Below are 25,152 nucleotides of genomic sequence, written 5' to 3' on the forward strand. Positions count from 1 at the left end.
GAAAACTGCCACTGAGACTGAACACTAAAAACTGACCACTTAATTACTTAACCTTAAGTCTCTGTCCAATTGAAATCGCATTATCCGTTAGATTATTTTTTCTTTTTAAATCCTCAACCAATAAATTGAATTTCTTTGATATGGAATACAATGTATCTCCTTTTTGAACTTCGTATGAATTTGGATCATATTGGTTCATATTGATCTTTGGATCAGAAGCGACATCATAAGATGATTTTTTGGGTGGAGTCGAAGTATTTATCGGAACATAGTTTCTTCCTGTCACCTGGCAATCGTATTGATGCAGATTATAACGTTCGATATAACTAATTAACTTATCTGGATATTTCGGATCTGTTGCATAACCTGCCGCTCTCAAGCCTTTTGCCCAAGATTTATAATCGTCTTTTTCGTAAGTAAATAAAGTTGCATATCGCTTTTTTCCAACCAAAAATAAAGCATGATCTCTATAGGATTCTGATGCCTGAGGATATTTTCTAAAACATTCCTGAGCCGAATCATCATCGTGGCGAACACTTTCTCCTAACCAATCATTATGACATTTTATACCAAAGTGATTATTAGCATCTACAGCCAAATCTCCTCTTCCTGCACCAGATTCCAAAATTCCTTGCGCCAGAATAATACTCGCTGGAATTCCGTACGTTTTCATGTTTCCCATTGCAATATCTTTGTAAAGCAATACATAATTATTAATCAAATCGCTGGTAACAACTGTTTTGGAAGTAGATTGAATAACCTCAGTTGTATTATTTGTAGAAGGGTAATTTTTACCGATTGGCTTAACAGGAGTACTTCTTTTTGTCGCTGCCGTTCGAGATTGAACTGCTGCCGCTTTTTTAGTCGTCGCGATAGCAGGCTTACTAGAAGAGCAGCTTGCTAAAGCTAATATTACGAGAAGTAATACAATTTTTTTAATCATTGGTTTTTAGTATTGGTAATTTCTTCTGCTTCAACTTTATATTCATTCCATCAATTCCCTGCAATCCGCCAGTGTGAATGAGTAGAATTTTTGAATGTACAGGAAAATAATTTTTGCTGATTAAATCTATAACGCCAAAAACCATCTTTCCTGTATAAATTGGATCTAACGGCACTTTTGTTTTTTCAAAAAAAGCATTAATAAATTCGATTAATTCTAAATTTATCTTTCCGTAACCTCCAAAATGATAGTCAGAAATTAAATTCCAGTTATCTTTTTTTGCAAAAATACGAATTTCATCGGTTAAAAAGTCACCTTTTAACGCTGGAAAGCCCAAAATTTTCTGATTTGGCAATGCACTATTGATTAATCCTGAAATCGTGCCACCCGTTCCAACTGCACAGCAAACGTAGTTGAAAGTCGAATCTTCTTCTGTTAAAATCTCTTCACAGCCTTTTACAGCGAGTTCGTTTGTACCGCCTTCGGGAACCAAATAAAAATCTCCAAATTGCTCTTTAAGCTTTTCTATAAATGAAGTCTCATTTTTTGAACGATACTCTTCTCTAGAAACAAATTCAAATTGCATTCCGTTTTCTTGGGCAAATTTCAAAGTTGGATTCTTTTCTATTTTATCTAAAAGTTCATCGCCTCGAATTATTCCGATGGTTTTGAAACCTTGTTCTTTTCCCGCATAAGCAACTGCTGCAATATGATTGGAAAATGCTCCGCCAAAAGTCAGTAAAGTGATTTTATTTTCGGCTTTCGCCTGAAGTAAATTGTATTTTAGTTTTCTAAATTTATTCCCCGAAACAAAAGGATGAATGAGATCTTCACGCTTTATAGTCAACGAAATATCATTCGGAAATTGAATATTGATGGACTGATTGAAAACTGGATTCATTTTAATTTAATGTAATGTAGAAACTGGAAAAAGGATCTATTTTTCAGATAATTTAAATCGGTTTCTTTTGTGTAAGCTTCTCTTTCAAAACTAATATTTCGATACGCTAGATCTTTGTTTTTGTATTGAATTAAACGAATTAAAAATTCTACAACATACCAAATAAAAAATGGCAGAACTAGCATTTCTAATTGTTGCCTCAAATGTATTTTTTCATGATTTACAAAAGTCCCGTTTGCTTTATCAAAATCATATTTAACTAAAACGAAAGGAAATAAAGTCATTCCTCGATACCCTTTCGGAATTAAATATTTAGCAACAATCAGAAACATTGGCTGTAAAATTTATAAATTTGTAGCTATAAAATTGTTCGATTTCAATAAAATCATAATCAAATATTTATATTTTTGATTTTAGTTTATTCGAAAAAGAACCCGAAGCAGATTTATGAAAGAGCAAAGTAATGAAAATAAATTAATCGAAGGCGAAGATTTTTACTATACGCCCGAAGGTTACAAATGCTTTACTGAAAAACATCATTTAAAACGTGGTTATTGTTGCAAAAGCGGTTGTCGCCACTGCCCGTACGGATATGATAAAAAAACAGGAAGAATAAATAAAAATTAGAATACCACAAGATGAAGATTTTTATCAATAAAAATATACCAGAAGTTGGCATTAAATTGCTTCAAGACAAAGGCATTACCTTTACAATAAATCCAACAGAAAATGCATTGTCAAGAGATGAGTTTATAAAAATCTGTCAAGAACATGATGCACTGCTAAATGTTGGAACAAACAAGTTTGATGAAGATTTTTTTCAGCAATGTCCCAATTTAAAAGGTATCGCACTGTTTTCTGTCGGATTTGATTCTGTCAATATTCCATCGGCTAACAGCAGAAAAATTCCTGTTGGGAATACGCCAGATGTTTTAAGCAGAGCTACATCGGATGTTGCTTTTTTATTGATGCAAAGTGTTGCGAGAAAGTCATTTTTCAATCATAAAAGGATTTTAAATGATAACTGGGGAAGTTTTGACCCTTTGGCTAATTTAGGACAGGAACTTTACGTTAAAACACTTGGAATTTTTGGTTTGGGAAGAATTGGTTTTGAAATGGCTAAAAAATGTAAGGCCGCATTCGGAATGAACATAATTTACCACAATCGTTCTCATAATGAAATTGCCGAAAAAGAATTGGATGCGAAATATGTAGATTTTGAAACGTTACTTGCAGAAAGTGATGTTTTAAGTGTTCATTCGAATTATACAGAAGAAAACAACGAAATTTTCAATAAAAATGCTTTTGCTAAAATGAAATCTAATTCGATTTTCATCAACACGGCAAGAGGAAAATTCCATAATGAAAATGATTTATTTGAGGCGCTAACGAATAGTATAATCTGGGGCGCAGGATTGGATGTTACCAATCCTGAACCAATGAAATCAGACAATCCGTTATTATCACTTTCTAATTGTTGCATTTTACCACATATTGGCTCTGCAACTTATGAAGCTAGAAATGCAATGGCGATTTGCGCAGCTCAAAATATTATTGCGCTTTTTGAAAATAAAAAAATGCCGTTTTGTGTTAATGAAGAAGTTTATATTTAAAATTCCAATTTTTTAAATTTCAAATTCCAATTTAAAATCAACAATCTAAAATCTAAAATTATAAATGGATATTCGTTCAAGAAAGTTTAAGATTACGATTTACAAATCGTATCATAGGTCGGATATCCGTTATCCCTAGCTCTTTTTAATTAGAAAATGTGATAATTTGCCAATGAGTCAATTTGAAAATGAGGAAATTAAAATAAATTTTAATTTCCAATTTCGTTGGCTAATATTTCGCTACGCTGGAGCTTTTATATTGGGGTTACTGTTTTTCTATAAATATTTTGCCTTTCCAAGGCTTTATTTTATTAGCTCCAGAGGAGCGAAATATTTATAGAAATTATTTAAACGTTTGTCAGATATAAGCCCCAGCGGGGCGGCATAATTAAAAAAACAAAAATTAATCTGATGTTAATCTAAGCTCAATATCTTAGTAACTTAGAATCTCAGCATCTTAGAATCTTAAAAAAAAATGACTTTCACAGAACAAATACAACAAGGAATACCTTCTATACTACCATCAAAGCAGGCTTACGATCCAGCAATTAATCATGCTCCGAAACGAAAAGAAATTCTTTCGGCAGAAGAAAAAAAGTTGGCGCTGAAAAATGCTTTACGTTATTTCGATCCAAAACATCACGCCGAATTACTTCCTGAATTTTTAGAAGAATTAGAAGAATACGGCCGTATTTATATGTATCGTCTTCGTCCAGATTACAGAATGTACGCAAGACCAATTGATGAATATCCTGGAAAATCATTGCAGGCAAAAGCGATTATGCACATGATTCAGAACAATCTGGATTATGCTGTTGCACAGCATCCACATGAATTGATTACGTATGGAGGAAACGGAGCCGTTTTTCAAAACTGGGCGCAGTATTTATTGACGATGCAATATTTATCTGAAATGACAGACGAGCAGACTTTAACCATGTATTCAGGACACCCAATGGGATTATTCCCTTCGCATAAAGAAGCGCCGAGAGTTGTGGTTACTAACGGAATGGTGATTCCGAATTACTCGAAACCTGACGATTGGGAAAAAATGAATGCATTGGGAGTTTCGCAATACGGACAAATGACGGCGGGAAGTTATATGTACATTGGCCCGCAGGGAATTGTGCACGGAACGACAATTACGGTTTTAAACGGTTTTAGAAAAATAAAACAAAATCCTGAAGGAAGTTTATTTGTAACTTCTGGTCTTGGCGGAATGTCTGGCGCACAACCGAAAGCAGGAAATATTGCAGGTTGTATTACGGTTTGTGCTGAGGTAAATCCGAAAATCACAAAAATTCGTCACGAACAAGGCTGGATTAATGAAGTGGTAACTTCTACAGACGAATTGGTTGCCAGAGTCACTTTGGCGAAAGCCAATAAAGAAACGGTTTCTATTGCCTATTTAGGAAATGTGGTAGATGTTTGGGAACGTTTTGATGAAGAAAATATCAAGATCGATTTAGGTTCAGACCAGACTTCGCTTCATAATCCGTGGGCTGGTGGTTATTATCCAGTTGGAATTTCTTTTGAAGAAGCAAATGATTTGATGGCCAATAATCCAGAATTATTTAAAGAAAAAGTTCAGGAAACGTTACGTCGTCATGCAGATGCAATTAACAAACACACTGCAAAAGGAACTTACTTTTTTGATTACGGAAATGCCTTTTTATTAGAAGCTTCTCGAGCAGGAGCCGATGTAATGGCCGAAAATAATATCGATTTTAAATATCCAAGTTACGTTCAGGATATTATGGGCCCAATGTGTTTCGATTATGGATTTGGTCCTTTCCGTTGGGTTTGTACTTCAGGGAAACCAGAAGATTTATTAAAAACAGATGCAATTGCTTGCGAAGTTTTGGAAAAAATGGCTGAAACCGCTCCAAATGAAATTCAGCAGCAAATGCAGGATAATATTAAATGGATTAAAGGCGCACAGGAAAATAAATTGGTTGTAGGTTCACAAGCTCGAATCTTGTATGCTGATGCAGAAGGCCGAATCAAGATTGCAGAAGTTTTTAATCAGGCAATTGCAAAAGGTGAAATTGGCGCGGTTGTTTTAGGACGCGATCACCACGACGTTTCAGGAACTGATTCTCCTTATAGAGAGACTTCCAACATCTATGACGGATCTCGTTTTACCGCCGATATGGCAATTCATAATGTTATCGGAGATAGCTTTAGGGGAGCAACTTGGGTTTCTATACACAATGGCGGCGGAGTTGGCTGGGGTGAGGTTATAAATGGTGGTTTTGGTATGGTTCTTGATGGTTCTACAGAGGCTTCAAAACGTTTAGCATCAATGCTTTTCTGGGATGTTAACAACGGAATTTCAAGAAGAAGCTGGGCTCGAAATGAAGGTGCTGTTTTTGCCATAAAAAGAGCCATGGAAGTTGAGCCTTTATTAAAAGTGACTTTACCAAATTTAGTTGACGAAAGTTTGCTTTAAAATAATGCAATGTCATCCTGAGCGAAGTCGAAGGCTTACAACAACGAAAGGTCTTCGATTCCGCTCAGCCTAACAGACTTAAAAAAAGAACATTTAATTTTTGAATATATGAAAACACTAAAGTTAATTCCGTTTTTCCTGCTTTTGATCCTTACTTCATGTAGCAGTGTGACTGTTTATTCTGATTATGACAAAACTGTCGATTTTGCGCCTTATAAAACGTACGCCTATTTTAAGCCCGGAATTGACAAGGTTGAAATATCAGATTTAGACAAAAGAAGAATTCTACGCGCTATTGATGATCAAATGCAAGCTAAAGGATTTACAAAAAGCGACAATCCAGATTTGCTGATCAATATTTTTACTAAATCAAGAGAGCAGGTAGATGTAAACCAATTTAGTGCTGGCTGGGGTTATGGCTGGGGCTGGGGTTGGAATCCTTATATGATGTATGGAAATCAAACTACCGTTTCTACTTCTACTGAAGGAACTTTGTACATTGATTTGATCGATGCTAAAAAGAAAGAAATGATCTGGCAAGGTGAAGGAATCGGAACTTTGACAAGAAACATCGATAAAAAAGATGAAAAAATTGCTGAATTTGTAGGCAAAATTTTAGCTCAATATCCGCCAGTTAAAAAATAGTTTTCAGTCGCAATTGGCAGTTCTCAGCTTTTATAAAACTTTAAATAGTTGTGAACTTTCCAGAAATAATTAATACATTTGCTACTCAATCAACTAGAAAAATGAAAAACTTTAACAACATTATTATCGCTATTATTAGCATTATTGCAATTCAGCAGTAATGGCGAGGTGTTATATAAGTTTGTAAAATATAATTTATAGAAACCTCCCAATCGGGAGGTTTTTTATTTTAAGAAAGTTCAAGACAAATATTTTTTGCCACAGATTTCACAGATTCACACAGATTAAAAATCATTATAATCCTTTTAATCTGTGGCAAAAAAAATAAAAACAAAACATCATGAGTTTATTTAACGAAGTACTTAATGCCCAAAAGCAGCTTGAAAATGTAGTTGCCGCTACTCCTCTAACCCAAAATTTGAACCTTTCAGACGAATTTGAATCTACTATTTTATTAAAAAGAGAAGATTTGCAAATTGTTCGTTCGTATAAAATTCGGGGTGCTTACAATAAGATTTCTTCGTTAAATGAAAAAGAAAAAGCAAACGGAATTGTTTGTGCCAGTGCAGGAAATCATGCTCAAGGTGTTGCCTATTCTTGCAATCTTTTAAAGATTCAAGGCAAAATTTATATGCCTAAAACAACTCCAAAACAAAAAGTAAAGCAAGTTCAATTATTCGGGAAATCGTTTGTTGAAATTGTTTTAACTGGAGATACTTTTGATGACGCTTATGCTTCTGCAACTGCTGATGCTATAAAAAATCATAAAACATTTATTCACCCTTTTGATGATGAAAAAGTAATTGCTGGACAAGGAACTGTTGGGTTAGAAATCTTAGAAAGTTGTAAAGAACCTATCGATTATGTTTTTGTTCCAATCGGAGGCGGCGGATTGGCTTCGGGATTGTCTGAAGTTTTTAAGCATTTAAGTCCAAATACCAAAATAATAGGAGTCGAACCAAAAGGTGCGCCTTCAATGAAAACTTCGCTTGAAGAAAACAAAAATACGGCACTAAAAACTATAGACAAATTTGTAGATGGAGCTGCTGTAAAACAAGTTGGAGATAAAACTTTTGAAATCTGCCGATATAATCTGGAAGATATAATTTTGGTTCCCGAAGGAAAAGTCTGCACTACAATTTTAAGATTGTATAATGAAGAAGCAATGGTTGTTGAACCAGCAGGAGCATTAACAATTGCAGCTTTAGATTTTTACAAAGATAAAATTAAAGGTAAAAATGTAGTTTGTATTGTAAGCGGAAGCAATAATGATATTGAAAGAACTGCCGAAATAAAAGAGCGTTCTCTACTTTATGAAGGTTTGATGCACTATTTTATGATTCAGTTTCCACAGCGTCCAGGAGCTTTAAAAGAATTTGTCAATAATATTTTAGGGCCTGATGATGACATCACGTATTTTCAGTTTGCTAAGAAAAACAGTCGCGAAGTTGGTTCTGTTGTCGTTGGTTTAGAATTGAAAAACAAAAACGACATTATGCCTATTAAATTAAAAATGACCGAAAATGGTTTTGAGTTTCAATACCTGAATGATAATCAAGATTTGTTTACACAATTGATTGGATAATCTTGTCTGAAATGATAAATGTCAGAAAACAAAAAAGAAGTTATCGTATTTTTGCATTTTACTTTAAAACTTAAAAAATGACAGCTTTAAAAGATATTTCGACAATAGAAGACATTCAGCAAATGGTTAATAGCTTTTATGCAAATGTTAGAAAGGACGATTTAATCGGGCCGATATTTAATGATAAATTACAAGACCGTTGGGAACCTCATCTGCAAAAAATGTACAATTTTTGGCAGACGATTCTATTTGATGTTCGCGCTTATTCTGGAACGCCTTTTCCTCCACATAAACAGTTACCAGTAGACAAAACGCACTTTGACCGTTGGATCGCTATTTTTAATTCGACAATCGATTCACAATTTGCAGGACCAATAACCGAAGAAGCCAAAATGCGCGCTACGAATATGGCTTTTATGTTTAGCCATAAAATTGAGTATTTTAGAAATGCAGAAAATGAAATGAGAAATGCAATAAAAAAATCTTAAAAAATTTCTTTCAATTAAAAAGCAGAACTTTATATTTGATAAAATGAATTAAACCCAAATCTATATTCTTTTATTTATGAAAAAAGTTATTTTCTTTATTGCAATCTGTTTCTCATTTTTAAACCAATTATCAGCACAAACCACAGCTTCTAATTTATACAAAGGAACTGTCGATGGAAAAACCCCGATTACACTTTACATTCAGACATCAGAAAATCAATGCAATGCCGATTTAAGCTATGCGGCTATGTATCGCTACAATAAATCAAAAAATTGGATTCAAATTTATCCTACTCAAAACAAAAAGAAAGAAAATGAGTTTGTTATGGTTGAACACAATTTCAGTGGTGTTTTAATCTTACAGAAAAGCGGCAATACTTTCACCGGTTTATGGATTAGCCCTGATGCTAAAAAACAATTGAAAGTAGAGGTAAAAGAAACTCCAATGACCAAAAAAGAGATTGAAAACTATCAACAAACAATGGAAAGAGTAAGTTTCGATAATAACGACTGCTAAAATCGCATTTATTTCAGCTCTTTAAAAATCTAAAAAAATGCAATAAAAGTCAATTTCGAATAAAAATTTTGCGATGGATGATAAAAAATGGAGTCTTAAATTCGTAATTTTACATTTTAATCTACAACGTTTTCGAAATGAATCCAAATATTGAAACCAATCCGTTATTAGAGAGATTGCCGAAGCATTTACAGCAATTTATTAAACCTCAAGATTATAGTGACTACACTCCTATCAATCAAGCGGTTTGGCGATATGTTATGCGCAAAAATGTAGATTATCTTTCTAAAGTTGCACATCATTCTTATTTAGAAGGTTTACGCAAAACAGGAATCGAAATTGATTCTATTCCGAGCATGTACGGCATGAACCGAATTCTAAGTGAAATTGGATGGGCTGCGGTTGCAGTTGATGGCTTTATTCCGCCAAATGCTTTTATGGAATTTCAAGCTTATAATGTTTTGGTTATTGCTTCAGACATTAGACAATTAGAACATATTGAATATACTCCTGCTCCAGACATCATTCACGAAGGTGCAGGTCACGCTCCTATTATTGCCAATCCAGAATATGCCGAATATTTAAGACGTTTTGGCGAAATTGGCTGTAAAGCGATTTCTTCTCATAAAGATTATCAAATGTATGAAGCGATTCGTCTGCTTTCTATTTTAAAAGAAGCAGAAGATACGCCACAAGAAAAAATCGATGAGGCCGAAAAAGCGGTTGCCGATTTGCAAAACAACATGGGCGAATTATCTGAAATGGCTCAAATTCGAAACCTGCACTGGTGGACCGTTGAATACGGTTTGATTGGAACGGTTGAAAATCCAAAAATTTATGGTGCGGGATTACTTTCTTCTATTGGAGAAAGCGCTTGGTGCATGACTGATAATGTGAAGAAAATTCCGTATGATATTTCTGCAGCCAATCAGAATTTTGATATTACTCAATTGCAACCTCAGCTATATGTAACGCCAAATTTCTCTTATTTGAGTTTGATTTTGGAAGAATTTGCAAATAAAATGGCTTTACGAACTGGAGGTTTGTCGGGTATCCAGAAACTGATTCAATCGAATGCTTTAGGAACAATAGAATTAAGTACAGGTTTACAAATTTCTGGAGTTTTTACCAATGTAATTGAAGAAGAAGGAAAACCAGTTTACATTCAGACTACTGGAAAAACAGCTCTTTCTTACCGCGAAAAAGAATTAGTTGGTCACGGAACTTTAACGCATCCGCATGGATTTGGAAGTCCGATCGGGAAACTAAAAGGTTTTAATCTGGCGATTGAAGATATGAGTCCGAAAGATTTACAGGCTTACAGTATTGTAGAAAACGAAACTGTAAAACTGGAATTTGAAGGCAATATTATTGTGGAGGGCGAAATCATTACAGGTTCTAGGAACTTACATGGAGAAATCATTCTAATTAGTTTTAAAAATTGTACCGTTACTCATGGAGAAACTATTTTGTTTCAGCCTGAATGGGGTAATTATGATATGGCAATTGGTAAAAAAGTGATTTCTGCATTCTCTGGCCCAGCCGATGTGAATAGTTTTGATTTAATTAATATTGTTCCTTCAACAAAAACAATTAAAGCGAAACATACTGAGGAACGTGATGAATTGGAAGTTTTATATGCTACAGTTAGAAACATAAGAAATAATAATGACTCTAAATCGGAATTGAAATCGGTTTTTGAAAAAGTCAAAAGTAATCATTCAAATGACTGGCTGTTAAATATCGAAATTGCCGAGCTTCTGAAAGATTCAGATGAGAAACAGCTTTTGCAAGAAGTTTTGGTATATCTGGATCAATTGAAAGAAAGACGTCCCGAAATTGCGCATTTAATTTCTGGTGGATTGGATTTGATTTTTGATAATTTGCCACAAAGGCACTAAGGCGCAAAGTTTTTATATCATTTTGTTTTTCACGCAGATTTTGCAGATTTAAGCTGATTCTGCAGATTTTTTAATCTCGCAAAGACACAGAGTCGCAAAGCTTTCCCCTATTTTTTGTCATTTCGACGAAGGAGAAATCTCCGTAAGTAACTCCGTAAAGATAACCCTATCTTTGTCGAGCTTCTCGCGGAGATTTCTCCTTCGTCAGAAATGACAAGATTCTGAAAAAAATTTAGTAGTAGCTCAGTTTTATCTTTGTTGCTCCGTGTTTTTTATAACAGTTTAAAATACTTTTTAGCTGGTTTAACTCTTCAACAAACTTCTTAGAACTTAAATACCCATTATCTGCTGGATAACCAAAAAGTGGACTTTTTTCATATTCTCTTTGTTGCTTCTTCATTCGTTCCATTTCTTTCTTGTCAGTAGAATATCCATAACTTGGTGGATTAGCAGAATTATATTTTACCTTTTTATAATAATCAGGATTTGCTTTTATTTTCAGTAATAAATCATCTATTGTTTTTTCGAAGGTTTTTATATTCTTCCAATGTTTACTAGAATTTTCTTCACCTTCAAAATCATAATCCTGAAAAATCGAAAGGTTAATTTTCAGGATTTTTTCTACCTGCATTACCATACTTTTTTCTTCAAAACCTCCTACTTGCTCAAAAAAGAAAGACAAACCTGAAGGAAAATCGTCTTTACAATTCGTTTTACCATTTGCTTCGATATAATAATCCATTCCAAAAAAATTGAAATTTAAGATTGATATCAGAAAACATAAACTTGCTTTCATATATTTTTATCTAAAATTTTAAATTTAACTCTAATAAAAATCTTTGAGCCTTTGTTCCTTTGAACCTCAAAAACTACAATTTCAAATCCTGACTTAACTCCGTTTCAGACTCGATAGTTTTTCCGTTGTATTGCAGTTTCCAGCCCATTGAATTCGTCATGATTAAAATCTTAGACAACTCGCTTATTAATCGGTTTTGGGCGTTGGTTTTTAGGGTAGATTTTTCGATTTTCTTCGCCAGATTATCTTTTACCGATTTGTTGATTTTATTGTAATCGTCGCCCGTAAAAGGATTCAGTTTACTTTGTTCGACATCATAAAACTGAATATCTGGGTTTATGGTAATTTCTTCTTTTGGAATATTTAAAATCGTAATGGTTTTGTTTTTCTCATCAATATCATATTTCATCTGATGTAGATCGTAAGCAACCGTCACATTTGCATTGACCACAATAAGTGCTTTTTTCTCAAAAGAAATCATGTCCATCAAATATTTCTGCTGATTTTTGTAAGTAATGACTTCTGAAAAATGCCCTTCGGTAACAACCAATTTCCCAACGTTAAGAATCTGCTGCTGAATTAAATTAGTATTGTACTGAATATCTGAATCGTCTTCTTTTTTGAACTGGCAATATTTAAACCCCAGAACAATTAGTAAAACAATAACTCCAACACCTATAATTCTTTTAATCAAGTTTTGCATTCCTCTAAATATTTTAGACCAATTTACTCCTTTTTTTAGTTTTTTTCGCCACGAAATTGTTTCTTTTTCTGCCACGAATTCACGAATTTTCGCTAATGTCATTATCTATAAATTTTTCCATTTCACAAATTTAATTTGTGAAATTCAATTATAAGTATCCGCATAGATTAGCGAAAATTCGTGAATTCGTGGCGAAAAAATGGCAAAAAAACTTAAAAAGGATATCCAATAGCGATATTCAAAATCAGGTTGTCTTTTCTCCACGAACTGCTTCCAAAATTAATGTCGTCAATTACCCATCTTTGTCCGTCTGGCAAGGCAGGATTTCGAAGCGGAATGGCCAAATCTGTTCTTAAAACTAAAAACGATAAATCGAAACGTAAACCTGCTCCTGCTCCAATTGCGATTTCTTTCATAAAATCTTTTGAGATTTCTGCGCCAGGTTTATTTGGATCAGCATGCAGCAACCAAATGTTTCCAGCATCTAAAAACACTGCACCTCTAACAATACTGAAAAGCTTTGCTCGATATTCGGTATTAAATTCCAATTTTAAATCAGCGGATTGATCTGGCGTATAATTATCATTTGTCGTTGGTGGAATAACATAACTTCCTGGCCCTAAAGTTCGTGCTCTAAAAGCTCGAATACTATTAGTTCCTCCTACAACAAACTGTTTGGATGCTGGAAGCGTATTCGAATTCCCGTAGGCAAATCCAGCTCCAACAATCAATCTGCTGGCTAATTCGCTTTCTTTTCCGAGTTTTAAATAATGCCTAAAATCGGATCTGATTTTTACATATTGGCTAAACGGAACATCAAATATAGTTTTAACCTTATTTGGATAGTCTGCCCCTGTAATCAATCCGGTAAGATTTCCCGCCAAATCCAATTCGCCATTAAAATAGATTGTATTTTTTCGGCGCTTCTGCATCGTATTGGTATAGGTATAATTGTAAGTTGGACCAAAAATCAGCTGCTTTTCGATTACTTTTCCGAGAGCTGGATCATCTTTAATATCTTCCATATATTCTGGCGTAACATGGTTTGGACTCACATAAGTCACGTCTACAATATTTAACTGATGCTCTTTACGAAGGTTTTCTTTCCACAAATATCCAAATGAAGTATTAAAAGAATTCAAGGCATACAACTGCGTTCGTTTTTGATATTCGTAACGAATAGTAGCTTTGGTTCTGGGCACATATTCGCTATTTCCTTCAATATTAAAAGGGGTAATAAATCTAGGCCAGGTCAAGCTGACTTCACCTCCAAGCTTATAAATATTTTTCCCTTTATTTACTCCCCCAAGCTGAAAATCGGCACCACCAAAAATCGAAGCGGTAAACAATTCTGCTCCACGCAAAAAGTTTCTGTTGTTCCAGTTTAGATTTAATTCTGTACCGGTATAACTGGCTGAATTGGTTTTTCCGATAACTTCAACACGAATAAACTTTTTAGGCAAAAGCGTTAGATAATAATACGAATCTAAAGCATTATCTATACTATCTGAAGGCTTGAATTCATTTTTGACAAAACTGAAAGTTCCCAAATTTACGAAACGATTCAACGTCAAATTATGATCGGTTCGGTTGTATAAATCTCCTTTTTTGAAATAGATTGTTCTGTCGTAAACTCTTGGTTTAAAAGTTTCTGCCGTATCAATAATGGTAAAATCTTTATACTGAGTAATATTCTTTTTTCTGTAAACCATACTGTCATTTCCCAGAGAATAATTGGGATAGACAAAAATGTTATTTATAGTATAAGCTCTTAATGCTTTTACAGGAGTTTCGTCTTTAATAACCAATCTGATTTTTACTTCATGATCGCCTTTACTGCTGTCTACTTTTGCCAAAAGATAATCAGGATTAAAATAGTAATACCCTTTTTCTTTCAGTCTGGCATCAATACGTTCCCGTTCTGCTTTTATTACATCCAAATCATATGGTTTTCCCACTTTCAATAAACTGCGTCTGCTTGATCTGGCAATTATTTTTGACATCTTTAAAGAGTCATCTGGAAATGTGACGCTTTTAATAATATATTGCTTTTTTGGAACCACAGTGTATTCTGCCGTTACTCTTTTGTTACTTACAGTAGAATCGGCACTGACACGAGTTTTAAAGTAGCCTCTATTTTCAGTAAAATTTCGCAACACTGAAGCATTATAATCTAAATCGACTTTACTAAAAAGCACTGGCTCTTCTCCAACTTTGTTTCGAAGCCAATATCTAAATCCTTTTTCTTTTTTAGGCTCACCAGCAATATTATAAAACCACAATTTTGGACGTAATCCTAAAAACGTTTTATTTGGTTTTGGACGAAGAAGACCTTCCAACTCGGTTTGCAGCGCTTTTCTATCTTTCTTTTTCATGATAGAATCTTTCACTTTCACCGAACCACCAGTATAAAGCAAATCACCTTCTGGAAGATATTTTGTGTTACTGCATCCTAAAGCAAAAAATAAGGAAAGCAGCGCGATATACTTTAAATATATATTTCTATGATTAAGTCTTTTGCTCATTTCCTTCAATTGTTTTTTCGTCTTCGTTCTCTTGCAATTTTTCCTTTTCCTTCTGCTCTTTCTTTTTCTGTTTTTCTTTTTCCTTGCGGATTTTTTCTTCTCTAATTAATTCTTTTTCTTTTTCAGTACGATGGAAAAGTTCCCTAAACTTATTGTAACTCATCGTGATAATAAAAGCAACACCTGTTTCTACAACCTGCCCTTCAACTGCCACTTGATATTGATTTTTTCTGTAGGCACGAACCATATAACGGCCGTCTTTTGTCAATTGATAATCTAAAGCGACATCACCAGCAATATTGGTGCTTTCTTCATTGGCGCGCTCTGCACCTTCTACTCCAAAACTGCTTCCAACCGTGACTTTTAATCTGTCATCCAACAGTTTTTTAGAAACCTCCACATTTAAATCGGTTCTATTTTGCATCGTTCCAGATGTGTAATCTTCAGACGATTCTAAATCGAAATTGACTTCAACTCCTGTAATTAATTCTCCTGCCAGATTATTCAATTGTTGAGAAAGTATTTTACTCACACTTTGTCTTGCCATTGTTTCAGCGCTTACACCACCACTTTGACTCGCAAACGGATTTTCTCCTACAAAACGGTTTAATAATAAAAGGGCAAAAACCTGTTTGTTCAATTCTGCAGGATCTTGTTCTAATTGTTTTAATTTACTTTGCGTCGTTGTAACAACATCTGTAGAAACATTATAATTTCCTTCTGGCAATACAATTCCAAATGAAATTTCAGGTTTCATCAATTCTCCATTCATTTTCAATAAAGTTTGAAAAGGAAGCTTTTGTTTATAGGTATTTTGAACAGCCGGTTCCATTCCCGCCAACTGATTTCCAAGCAAATCAATTGGTGCTGCGTTTACATTATAAATCGCTGTAATATTTAAGTTTGCCATTGTTGGCTCTCCATTCCAAGTAATATAACTTCCTTTCTGAATATCAAATTTTCTTTTGATTCCATTAAAATTCATTTCATAAGCTCCATCCGAGAACTCGTATTTCCCTGTTAGCGTTGTTTTTCCTGATTGATCAATTCCTCCAACTAATTCCGCTTCCCCTTTCAAGTTCAGATAATCTCCGTTTGCTTTATCAATCAGCAGTGTCAACTCGGCCTCTTTATCAATTGTAATAGCAACATTTACATCCATTCCTTTCAGTTCCGATTGATCTAATTTATTCTGAAGATCAACTGTTTGTTTGAGGTACATATTGTCTTCATCAACAAACTCTACAATTCCCTCACGATCTGCAATAGAAGGATCTGATTGTGGCATTACCACCGTAAATTTGGTTTCTTTATTGATTTTGAGCGTTCCGTCAACAACCGGACTGTCCAAGTTTCCTTTTATATTCAATTTGGTATCTAAGAATAAATCTCCATAGAACAAATCGTTGTCTTTTGCTTTTGAATGAATGGCTCTAAAATCGTCTGCTTCAACTAGCAAATTGAAATTGTACTTAACAAAATCTGGAGACTGAATGGTTCCGTTTACATACAATTCGTTGTCATTTTCATCAAAAAGAGAAAATTTATCAAATGAGATCGTTTCATTGCTAAAAGTGATTTTCTCATTTTTAGTTTTAAAGTACGAATTGAGCTGTGTCACTCTAAAACCAGCATCGTTAAAAATCAATTCGCCATTAATTTTTGGAGCAGAAGTGTTTCCTGTAAGCTTAAAATTTCCTGATAAAAAGCCTTGTCCTTCAGTAATATTACCCATGCTAAAACCTTGGATGCTTTTGATGTTTAACTTATTAATAGCCACATCAAAATCAAAATCCCCAGTATCCATCAAATAATCTCCTGTTAGCTTCAAATCATTTCCTTCGTCGCTTAAAGCTACATTTGCAGCAAGTGTATTTGCCGTTTTATTGTTAACTTTTATTTCTAAGTCGCCGACTTTTGAACCTTTAAAAGTAAAATCATCAATTTTTAAATCAGAAGTAAAAGTTGGGTTTGTCATCACGTTTTCAACCAATGCATTTCCGTTTATCAACCCTTGCATCAGCAATTCGTCTTTTTTAACCATATTCATAATGGTTTCGATTTTGAAATTCACAAAATCGACTTGCAACGGCGCATTATCCTTTGTTCCTTGCGATTGAATTTTTAACTCGTTTCCGTTATTATTCAAATTGAATTTATCGACATAAAGTCTTTTTTCTCCAAACTCAATCCTGTTTTCTGGATCTACATTCCATTTATCATAATTTAAAATGAAGTTTTCAGCATCTAGTTTTACAATGTTCTTTGAGTCTTCTGCCTTAAATTCACCTGCTATAAAATATTGCTGTTTCTCTTTGGCATCTTTTACTTCAAGAGCATAAGTCAAAATATTATTCTGCACATTTCCTGATAAACTTGTAAATGGAATTTTAAGCGAGCCACTTTCAATTGTTGCCACAGAAATCGAATATCCTAAAGCATTTTCTTTGGCTTCGATGTTTATTTTCCCGTCCGAAATGGTATTGCCTCCATAAACAATTCTTGGAATGGTTCCTTTTACAGTCAACGAATCTGTCTGATTATTATAATTTCCTGTTATGCTAAAAGGTTCTAAACCTGTTAATTTTGGCAATAATTTCATAAGCACAGGATCATTATCTACTTTCAAAGTAAAGGCTAATCTTTGTTCATCTGATTCTGCATTAACCTTTGGATTTTTTAGATCAATATATTTTGATAATGATTTTTGAATCGAATTTGCCAGTGTCGTGAGTTTGTATTTTCCCGTTACTTCGGCTTTTAAAAATTGAGACGAAATTTTAATCGAATTGCTGTCTTTGTCTGCAAAAGCCAAAACACGAATTGAATCTAGAACAATTGGTTCGGCATCTTGCAAAATCTGAATGTTCGAAAGAAATAATTTTCCGTTCAGAAAATCTGGATTGCTATTGGTTATATCGGCATCGACATTTCCGCGAAGTTTCATTGGTCCTGCATGCAGATTTAGCTTTTCTAAATCGGCAATATCCAAATTTAGTTTCAGTTTTACGGTTGGATATTTCTCTTTTGTATCGCCTGAAGCCGTTAAATTGAAATTCAAATTAGGATCTTCCATTCCTGATTTTACAGCAAAAGAACCGTTTTCGATATTTCCTTTCAGCGTTAAATCTTTATAAGTATATCTGTTAAAAACCGCTTTCTGAACAATTCCATCTACAAAAGCATTTGCCGTCTTCGGATCTAAACCGTTTCCTTTTACTTTCGCTTTAAGCGTAATTTTTCCAATGGAATCGTTTTTTATTAATCGTCCCAAATCGAATTCCTGCAGAGAAACGTTTGCATCATATTTTTCTTTTTTCTTAATGCGCTGATCGAATAATGCATCAACTTTTGCATTTCCGAAACTGCTGTTTAAAGCCAGATTCGTTTTAAAATTTTGAACTGAACCTTTAAATTTTCCCTGCAAACTTAACTGTGACGGAAGTTGAATATTTTTCGGAATTGTTCCCGCAGGCACAAACAGGTTAATGTCTTTTGAAGTACTCGAAATCTTCTTGATATTTAAATCATAATACGCTTTTTGAGCATCCGGAAGCCCAGCGATTTTCCCAGAAAGCGAAACTTTTGTCGTTCCTATTCCGCTCATTTCAAATTTCGAAATAGTCAAATCTTTTACTTTGCCGCTCACGCGACTGTCTACATACAAAATCGCATTTGGATTGCTTTTAAACGGATTTGTTTTCTGCAAATCTGGAACAAACAAGAGAATGTCTTTAAACCCAATTTTTGATTGTTTTAAATTAGCATCAATTGCCAGATTTCCTAAATCTTTCTGAAGCGATTCAAGTGATTTATATTGCGCCTTAACTTTATCTTGAACAAGAGTTTGTGGCGTTTTTAAATATAAATTATCTAACGAAGCATTTTTTGGACCATAAAAGAAATCGGTTTTGAAAGCCTGAATCTGCAAACCGCTTTTTTCGTTAACAGTCAATGTTTTAATATTTCCAGAAATGGTATCATTTCCATAATATAATTTTTCGGCTTTAAAATTAAATCTACTCAAATCAAGATGCGCATAATCCAATCCTTTTGTTTTAGGTTTGGACTGCATATCATCAAATTTGAAAGCGATATTTTCTAGATTGGTTTCGTTCAATTTTACTTTCCAACCTGCTTGCTTTATGGCTGTGCTATCCAAATCGGGTGCATCAATTTTCTTGTCTTGTGCTCCCAAGCGCAGATTTCCGCTTAGATTTTTTACTTCGAAAGTATCAAAATCTAAAAGCTGCTTATTCAGGTCAATTTCATTAACGGCTAAATTTAAGTTTCCTAAACGAATCCCAGAATTTAGTTTCGAATCTTTATTATCGTATAAAATATCGATTTTAGACAACGTTATTTTATCTAAAGCCAATTTAAAATCTGGACGCTTCGAAATTGTATCAACCGTTTTTACTGAGACTTCAGCAATTTTTTCGACCACATCTTGATCTAAAACCACCTTCAATCCATTTAAATTAATTGTCGGAATATTAAAATCCATCTGATCCAGATCAAATTTTTTGAATTTGGTATCAAAATGAGTCAGGTTTACACGAATGTCATTTTTAGCGAAATCATCCTTAAAATTAAATTTAACCTGATCAAGGTTTATTTTTACAACCGAAATTTTAAAGGGCTTTGCATTAGGATCTTCAACCTTTGGTTCATTTGATTCGAATGCTTTGATGATATAATCGAAATTGAAGACTCCTTGTTTGTTTCTAGAAATATTGGCTTTTACATTTTCAAGCGAAACTGAGTTGATTTCGAGTTCACTGCTAACGAGTTTAAAAAGGTCGACATCAACTTCTAATCGATTACCTGCCAACAAAGTATCTTTTTTTTGATCTTCAAAATAAAAACCTTCCAGAACTACGTCTTTGGGGAATTTTATCGAAATATGATCTAAGGAAACTTTAGTTTTTATCTTGCCCTGAAGATAGTTTATCGCTTTATCCTTAACGAAATTTTGAACCGAAGGAACTTGAACTAAAATGATTAGAAGTAATAAAAGTGCAACTACAGAAACCACGCACCACATAAGGATACGAAGTGTTTTTTTAAGAAAATAAACAGGTTTCTTATTCATACCTCAATAAAATCGGATTAGATTAAAATTGCTTCTGAAAAAAGCAGAGTTACACATTTTACAAAAATGTAAAATTTAAACCTTAACAATTTACATAATTATGAGGAATTATTCTAAAATTTTATTGTTGTTTTTACCACAAAGGCGCTAAGGCACGAAGTTCTTTTTAAATAACTATAGTTAGAATTTGATATGAGAAATCTTTTCTTGTAAGAGATTTATCTTTTGTTGGAGTTTAGCCAAGAATTTTTGATGCTGTTCAGATTCTGGATTAAAGCTTCTGTGGCGAAGACTTTTCTGAATTTCGTCGACTTCCTGCATTGTTGTCAAACTTTCCTGAGAAATGTAATTTTCGCTGAAAAGCTTCCAGATATAATCAATCGCAATTTGATTGGGATGCAGCATATCTTCATTATAAAAACGATAGTCGCGAAGTTCGTCCATCATGATTTCATACGAAGGAAAGTATTCCGTGTTCAGTTTTAAGTATTCAGTCTTCAACACAAAATGCAACGCTGCAAATAAATGTGATTTGCTTAATTGATTTTCTACGAAACCATCTTTTATGTGTCGCACCGGAGAAATCGTAAAAATGAAATGGATACTTGGATTTAAAGACTGAATTAAATTGATTGTATTGTGAATGCTTTTCTGAATCACTTCAACCGATAATAATTCCTTTGAAAATTGTTTTTGAGGTACTTTATGGCAATTGGCAACAACTTCGTCTTTTTCTAGATTTCTATAAATCCATGAAGTTCCAAAAGTGATAATAATATGAGTTGCTTCCTTTAATTGTTTGTTCGTTTCTAAAATCCCTTTGTTTAAAGTTTCAAGTAATTCTTGTCGGTCGGCATTACTTAAATCAGAATGCACGTCAAAAGAATGCCAGCGTTCGTTATGAAAGAAAACGTCTTTTTCTTCAAACCATTGCTCTTTGCAAACGCGTTCAAATAATTTTTCGATAGAGACTGAATTAAATATAATTCCAAACGGATTGGTTTCATTCTGAAATTTAAAATAATCGAATTTCTCCGCCATATTCTCTGCAAAACAAGAACCAATAGAAAGTATTTTCGAATTATAATCGATTGGCGAATTACTTTTTGAAATGGGGATTTGTGTTCTGAATTGCATGACTTAAACATTTTAAACAAATTTCGATTATTTTTAGCAATAAAAAAAGCCAGATAAATCTGGCTCTATAGCTAAAAAGTTGGCTCTTAATAAAAATATTCAGTAGTACCTAAACTATCAGATCCTGTATTAACTTCTTTAGTTGGATATCCCTGATCATTATAGGTAAAAGTGCTGTTGCCCCATAAATCACCATCTGCTGTATCGGTTAGGATATTGAATTTAACTCCATTTGCTTCTCCATCAACAAATGCGATTTTATCCATTCCTAAAATATTTTTAGTCGCATTGTTTTTATTATCATAAGTGTATTTATGATCTGGTGAGTTAGTGCTTGTAATTTCGCTTACTTCACCATTTACAAATTTAATTGTAGCTGTTCCTGAAGGAACATTTTGTAAAACATCATTTCCTGAATATCCTTTTACCGAAATTGTACCATCTGTATTATACGTATAAACTTCTTTATATCCTCTTAATACTGCTACTCCTTCTTCATATTCATATTCAACTCTTAAAAAAGTTGATAGCTTTCCATCAGTAGTGTATGTAAAAGTATTTACTTGTTCTGATTTTCCATTAGGAAGTTTGAAATCAATTTTTGTAATTAAATCTCCTGTATAAGTATAATGCAGATTAAAAAATCCAGTATCATCTGTTGCACTTACTATTTTGTTACCGTCGTACTTATAATTAATGGTAGCTTTATCTCCATCTGGATTTGTAATAACAGTTTTTTTAAGTAAAACAAGATCTGAAGAACTTGATGAATCATCGCTTGAACACGATGTCAAAACTAGTGCTAAAGCACCAAAAAGGCATAATAGTTTTTTCATGTTGATTTGGTTAAAATTCTTATTGGTGCAAACCTAGTACAATCAAAAATTAAAACCTTACGGAATTCCTCATCGAAGCATATTTTACAATTACAAATTATTACATCACTAATAACAAACAATATAAACTTCCTTTTTATTTTTTAAATAAAAAAAGTCAAATACAAAAAGTATTTGACTTTTATATATTTAAAATCACTTGAAATTAATATGCATATTCAATTTCATATTCAATATTTTTTCCTCCTCCATCAAACGAAGTATGTCTTGTTGGATAGGAAGCATCATTATAAATATAACTAGTTACATAAACAGATGGATTCGGAAATTCAGTTGTAGTTTTCGTAGTTTTTACAATATTATTATTACCAAATCCATCAATTTCGTTTAATAATAAATTGAAACCTAGTATGTTTTTTAGAGGGTTCTTTTTAGAATCATACTCAAAAAGTAGTATTGTTGCTGATGAACCAGACTTTTCTTCTATTTTGATAAGGTTTCCGTCTTTATAAGTTAAAGTTCCCTCTGCACTTTTAGTTTCTGTTTTCTTTATATTCTCAACATCATAATTAATATAAGAAACCGTTCCGTTAGAGTTATGAGTATAAACCACCTTCTCAATAAAATAACCATCAGGATATTCAGCACTTATACTTTCTCTAAAAATCCTTGTTTTTAATTTTCCACTTTCATAACTATACGAAACTTCTTCATTTTTAATCTCTTTTCCATTTTCTATATCAAATACTTCTTCTTTAATTATTACATCTCCATTGTATGTAAATACAGTTTTTGAATCTTCACGAACTATAGTGACAATTTTATTGCCGTTGTAAGTAAGAGTTTCTTTGCTATTTATTCCAAGATAAACAGAAGGATAAATATAAGAAATTGTTTTTGGCAATGTAGAATCAATTTCTTGTGAAGGAGAATTTTCGTCACTTGAACACGATGATAACAGTAATGCAAAAGCACTAAAAAAGAATAATTTTATTTTCATGGTTTATGGTATTTATTCATCAAATATATAATAATCTTACAACTAACAAAAAGTTAAATATCTATTAGCAAAAACTTCTTTACTCTCGCCTCTTGCTTAATAAGTTCTATAATTGAGAAACCTTAATTTAATTTTGCAGAATCAAACTATAAAAATTACATTTTTAATAACAGAAATCAACTTCACAAACTAAAACAATTCCTTACTTTTGCATCTTCCATTTTTTTAAAATCTTATATGAAATTATTATATACTTATATTATCAAACATAAAATGCTCTTGTTTTTTGCTTTGATAATGGCCACTATCAACATTTGTTTCAGTTTATCAGACTCTGTAATTACAGGTAAATTAATGCAGGACTGCGGAGTCGGTCTGGCAAAATATAAAGGAAACGAAATCGGATTTATAAAATCTTTAGCTTTCTGGCTTGGTCTTTCACTTGGTGCTGCCATGATTTCCAGAATTACCAAAAACTTTCAGGATTATTTTACCAATGTGGTCATTCAGAGAACTGGTGCGCAAATGTATACCGACGGAATCAAAAAATCTCTTGATCTTCCTTATGCAGAATTTGAAGATCAGCGAAGCGGTGAAACTTTAAGCAAACTGACAAAAGTTAGAATCGATTCAGAAAAACTGATCACGCTTTCTATTTCTCTAATTTTCCAAACTATTATTGGTTTCATTTTCGTAATCGTTTATGTAGCCCGAATTGATATGAGAATTTCAATTATCTTTTTAATTACTGCTCCAATTATTGCTTTGGTAAGTTTGTACTTAGGAAAAAAGATCAAAATTGTTTCTCGAAAAATTGTCAATCAAACCAATGCATTGGCAGGTTCTACTACCGAAAGTTTAAGAAACATCGAATTGGTAAAGAGTCTTGGCTTAACATATCAAGAAGAAAAGCGTTTAAACTTAAATACTTTTAAGATTCTTCAATTAGAGTTACAAAAAATAAGATTTATTAGAAGTTTAAGTTTCATTCAAGGAACAACCGTTCATTTCTTAAGAACTTGTGTTGTTTTTGCTTTGTATTATTTCTTATTTGGAGGAAAAATTATCGTTGGAGATTTATTGACAATGGTATTTTTTACCTTCTTCATTTTTGGTCCTTTACAAGAATTAGGAAACTTCATCATCGCTTTGAACGAAACAAAAGTGTCAATGGAGAATTTCAAAAACTTACTGAACGCTCCAAAAGAATTCCGCCCAAAAACTCCAATACATATTGGTGCAATTCAGAAACTGCTTTTCGAAAATGTGAGTTTTCAGCATAAAACTGCCAAATTTAAAGCAGTTGAAAATATCAATTTCGAAATCAAACAAGGTCAGACCGTTGCGTTTGTTGGGCCGTCGGGATCTGGAAAAACAACTTTGGTAAAATTGTTAGTCGGATTGTATACTCCAGAAGAAGGTCAGGTTTTATACAATGATATTGATTCTACAGAAATTGATTTACTAGATTTAAGAAAACAACTTGGTTTCGTGACTCAAGATGCACAATTATTCTCTGGAACAATCCGCGAAAACTTATTATTCGTTAAGCCAAATGCAACCGACGAAGAACTTTATGACGCTTTAAAACGCGCAAGCTGTGACAAACTTTTAAGACGCGCCGAAGATGGTTTAAATACTACAATCGGAGAAGGCGGAATTAAAGTTTCTGGCGGTGAAAAACAGCGTTTATCTATTGCCAGAGCAATTCTTAGAAATCCAAATTTATTGATTTTTGATGAAGCGACTTCTGCTTTAGATTCGATTACCGAGGAAGAAATCAACGATACGATACGAAATATTTCAGATAAAAACAGAATCACAGTACTAATCGCACACCGTTTATCAACTGTAATGCATGCCGATAGAATTTTTGTTTTAGAGCAAGGTAAAATCATCGAACAAGGTAAACATGAAGATTTAATTGTGGAGAAAGGTCTTTATTATGCTATGTGGCGCCAGCAAATTGGCGAGAGAAAATAGTTTTGGGTAAAGAATCTCGCAAAGTCGCAGAG

Annotated in this window: 19 protein-coding genes; 9 read left to right on the forward strand and 10 right to left on the reverse strand. The window is 33.3% G+C overall.

Annotated features, from left to right (window positions below; all coding sequences use genetic code 11):
- Positions 1–43 precede the first annotated feature (43 nt).
- The 3 genes from NCC77_RS00410 to NCC77_RS00420 are packed head-to-tail and all read right to left on the reverse strand — an operon-like array spanning position 44 to position 2,176.
- Positions 44–943: a glucosaminidase domain-containing protein gene (locus tag NCC77_RS00410; RefSeq protein ID WP_250833894.1), complete on the reverse strand. Its 900-nt coding sequence runs from the start codon at positions 941–943 to the stop codon at positions 44–46.
- Positions 936–1,844: a 1-aminocyclopropane-1-carboxylate deaminase/D-cysteine desulfhydrase gene (locus NCC77_RS00415; protein WP_250833895.1), complete on the reverse strand. Its 909-nt coding sequence runs from the start codon at positions 1,842–1,844 to the stop codon at positions 936–938. The genes NCC77_RS00410 and NCC77_RS00415 overlap by 8 nt, the downstream gene beginning before the upstream one ends.
- Positions 1,841–2,176: a hypothetical protein gene (locus NCC77_RS00420; RefSeq protein WP_250833896.1), complete on the reverse strand. Its 336-nt coding sequence runs from the start codon at positions 2,174–2,176 to the stop codon at positions 1,841–1,843. The genes NCC77_RS00415 and NCC77_RS00420 overlap by 4 nt, the downstream gene beginning before the upstream one ends.
- A gap of 115 nt (positions 2,177–2,291) precedes the next feature.
- Here NCC77_RS00420 and NCC77_RS00425 point away from each other — a divergent pair, with 115 nt between their 5' ends.
- From NCC77_RS00425 to NCC77_RS00460, 8 genes are all read left to right on the forward strand, one after another.
- Positions 2,292–2,471, forward strand: coding sequence for a C1orf53 family protein (locus NCC77_RS00425; protein ID WP_095928730.1), 180 nt, complete (start codon positions 2,292–2,294; stop codon positions 2,469–2,471).
- A gap of 11 nt (positions 2,472–2,482) precedes the next feature.
- Positions 2,483–3,457, forward strand: a complete 975-nt coding sequence (locus NCC77_RS00430) for a 2-hydroxyacid dehydrogenase (RefSeq protein WP_250833897.1) — start codon at positions 2,483–2,485, stop codon at positions 3,455–3,457.
- 475 nt (positions 3,458–3,932) lie between these two features.
- Positions 3,933–5,909: a urocanate hydratase gene (hutU, locus tag NCC77_RS00435; RefSeq protein ID WP_250833898.1), complete on the forward strand. Its 1,977-nt coding sequence runs from the start codon at positions 3,933–3,935 to the stop codon at positions 5,907–5,909.
- A gap of 108 nt (positions 5,910–6,017) precedes the next feature.
- Positions 6,018–6,554: a DUF4136 domain-containing protein gene (locus NCC77_RS00440; protein WP_250833899.1), complete on the forward strand. Its 537-nt coding sequence runs from the start codon at positions 6,018–6,020 to the stop codon at positions 6,552–6,554.
- Positions 6,555–6,894: 340 nt separating this feature from the next.
- Positions 6,895–8,139, forward strand: coding sequence for a threonine ammonia-lyase IlvA (gene ilvA / locus NCC77_RS00445; protein WP_250833900.1), 1,245 nt, complete (start codon positions 6,895–6,897; stop codon positions 8,137–8,139).
- A gap of 77 nt (positions 8,140–8,216) precedes the next feature.
- A complete protein-coding gene (locus NCC77_RS00450) occupies positions 8,217–8,627 on the forward strand; it encodes a group III truncated hemoglobin (protein ID WP_129746285.1) in 411 nt (136 codons plus the stop codon).
- A gap of 76 nt (positions 8,628–8,703) precedes the next feature.
- On the forward strand, positions 8,704–9,144 hold the full coding sequence (locus tag NCC77_RS00455) for a hypothetical protein (RefSeq protein WP_250833901.1): 441 nt from the start codon (positions 8,704–8,706) through the stop codon (positions 9,142–9,144).
- A gap of 137 nt (positions 9,145–9,281) precedes the next feature.
- Positions 9,282–11,045 carry an aromatic amino acid hydroxylase gene (locus tag NCC77_RS00460; RefSeq protein WP_250833902.1) on the forward strand — a complete coding sequence of 588 codons (1,764 nt, stop codon included), beginning with the start codon at positions 9,282–9,284 and terminating at the stop codon, positions 11,043–11,045.
- A 232-nt stretch (positions 11,046–11,277) separates the two neighbouring features.
- Here the strand turns inward: NCC77_RS00460 and NCC77_RS00465 are convergent, their stop codons facing one another.
- From NCC77_RS00465 to NCC77_RS00495, 7 genes are all read right to left on the reverse strand, one after another.
- Positions 11,278–11,787 carry a hypothetical protein gene (locus NCC77_RS00465; RefSeq protein WP_250833903.1) on the reverse strand — a complete coding sequence of 170 codons (510 nt, stop codon included), beginning with the start codon at positions 11,785–11,787 and terminating at the stop codon, positions 11,278–11,280.
- A 127-nt stretch (positions 11,788–11,914) separates the two neighbouring features.
- A complete protein-coding gene (locus NCC77_RS00470) occupies positions 11,915–12,544 on the reverse strand; it encodes a DUF4230 domain-containing protein (protein ID WP_250835054.1) in 630 nt (209 codons plus the stop codon).
- 212 nt (positions 12,545–12,756) lie between these two features.
- Entirely contained in the window at positions 12,757–15,069 is a 2,313-nt protein-coding gene (gene tamL, locus NCC77_RS00475; protein ID WP_250833904.1) for a translocation and assembly module lipoprotein TamL, read from the reverse strand.
- Positions 15,053–20,164, reverse strand: coding sequence for a translocation/assembly module TamB domain-containing protein (locus NCC77_RS00480; RefSeq protein ID WP_250833905.1), 5,112 nt, complete (start codon positions 20,162–20,164; stop codon positions 15,053–15,055). The genes tamL and NCC77_RS00480 overlap by 17 nt, the downstream gene beginning before the upstream one ends.
- 180 nt (positions 20,165–20,344) lie before the next feature.
- Positions 20,345–21,301, reverse strand: coding sequence for a GSCFA domain-containing protein (locus NCC77_RS00485; protein WP_250833906.1), 957 nt, complete (start codon positions 21,299–21,301; stop codon positions 20,345–20,347).
- A gap of 86 nt (positions 21,302–21,387) precedes the next feature.
- The gene (locus tag NCC77_RS00490) at positions 21,388–22,137 is read right to left on the reverse strand and encodes a hypothetical protein (RefSeq protein WP_250833907.1); all 750 of its coding nucleotides are present in this window, start codon (positions 22,135–22,137) and stop codon (positions 21,388–21,390) included.
- Positions 22,138–22,342: 205 nt separating this feature from the next.
- Positions 22,343–23,137, reverse strand: coding sequence for a hypothetical protein (locus NCC77_RS00495; RefSeq protein WP_250833908.1), 795 nt, complete (start codon positions 23,135–23,137; stop codon positions 22,343–22,345).
- Positions 23,138–23,374: 237 nt separating this feature from the next.
- Between NCC77_RS00495 and NCC77_RS00500 the strand changes: the two genes are divergently transcribed.
- Positions 23,375–25,120 carry an ABC transporter ATP-binding protein gene (locus NCC77_RS00500; RefSeq protein WP_095928717.1) on the forward strand — a complete coding sequence of 582 codons (1,746 nt, stop codon included), beginning with the start codon at positions 23,375–23,377 and terminating at the stop codon, positions 25,118–25,120.
- The last annotated feature ends 32 nt before the right edge of the window (positions 25,121–25,152 follow it).

This window comes from Flavobacterium tyrosinilyticum (genome assembly GCF_023656565.1).
Lineage (GTDB): Bacteria > Bacteroidota > Bacteroidia > Flavobacteriales > Flavobacteriaceae > Flavobacterium > Flavobacterium tyrosinilyticum.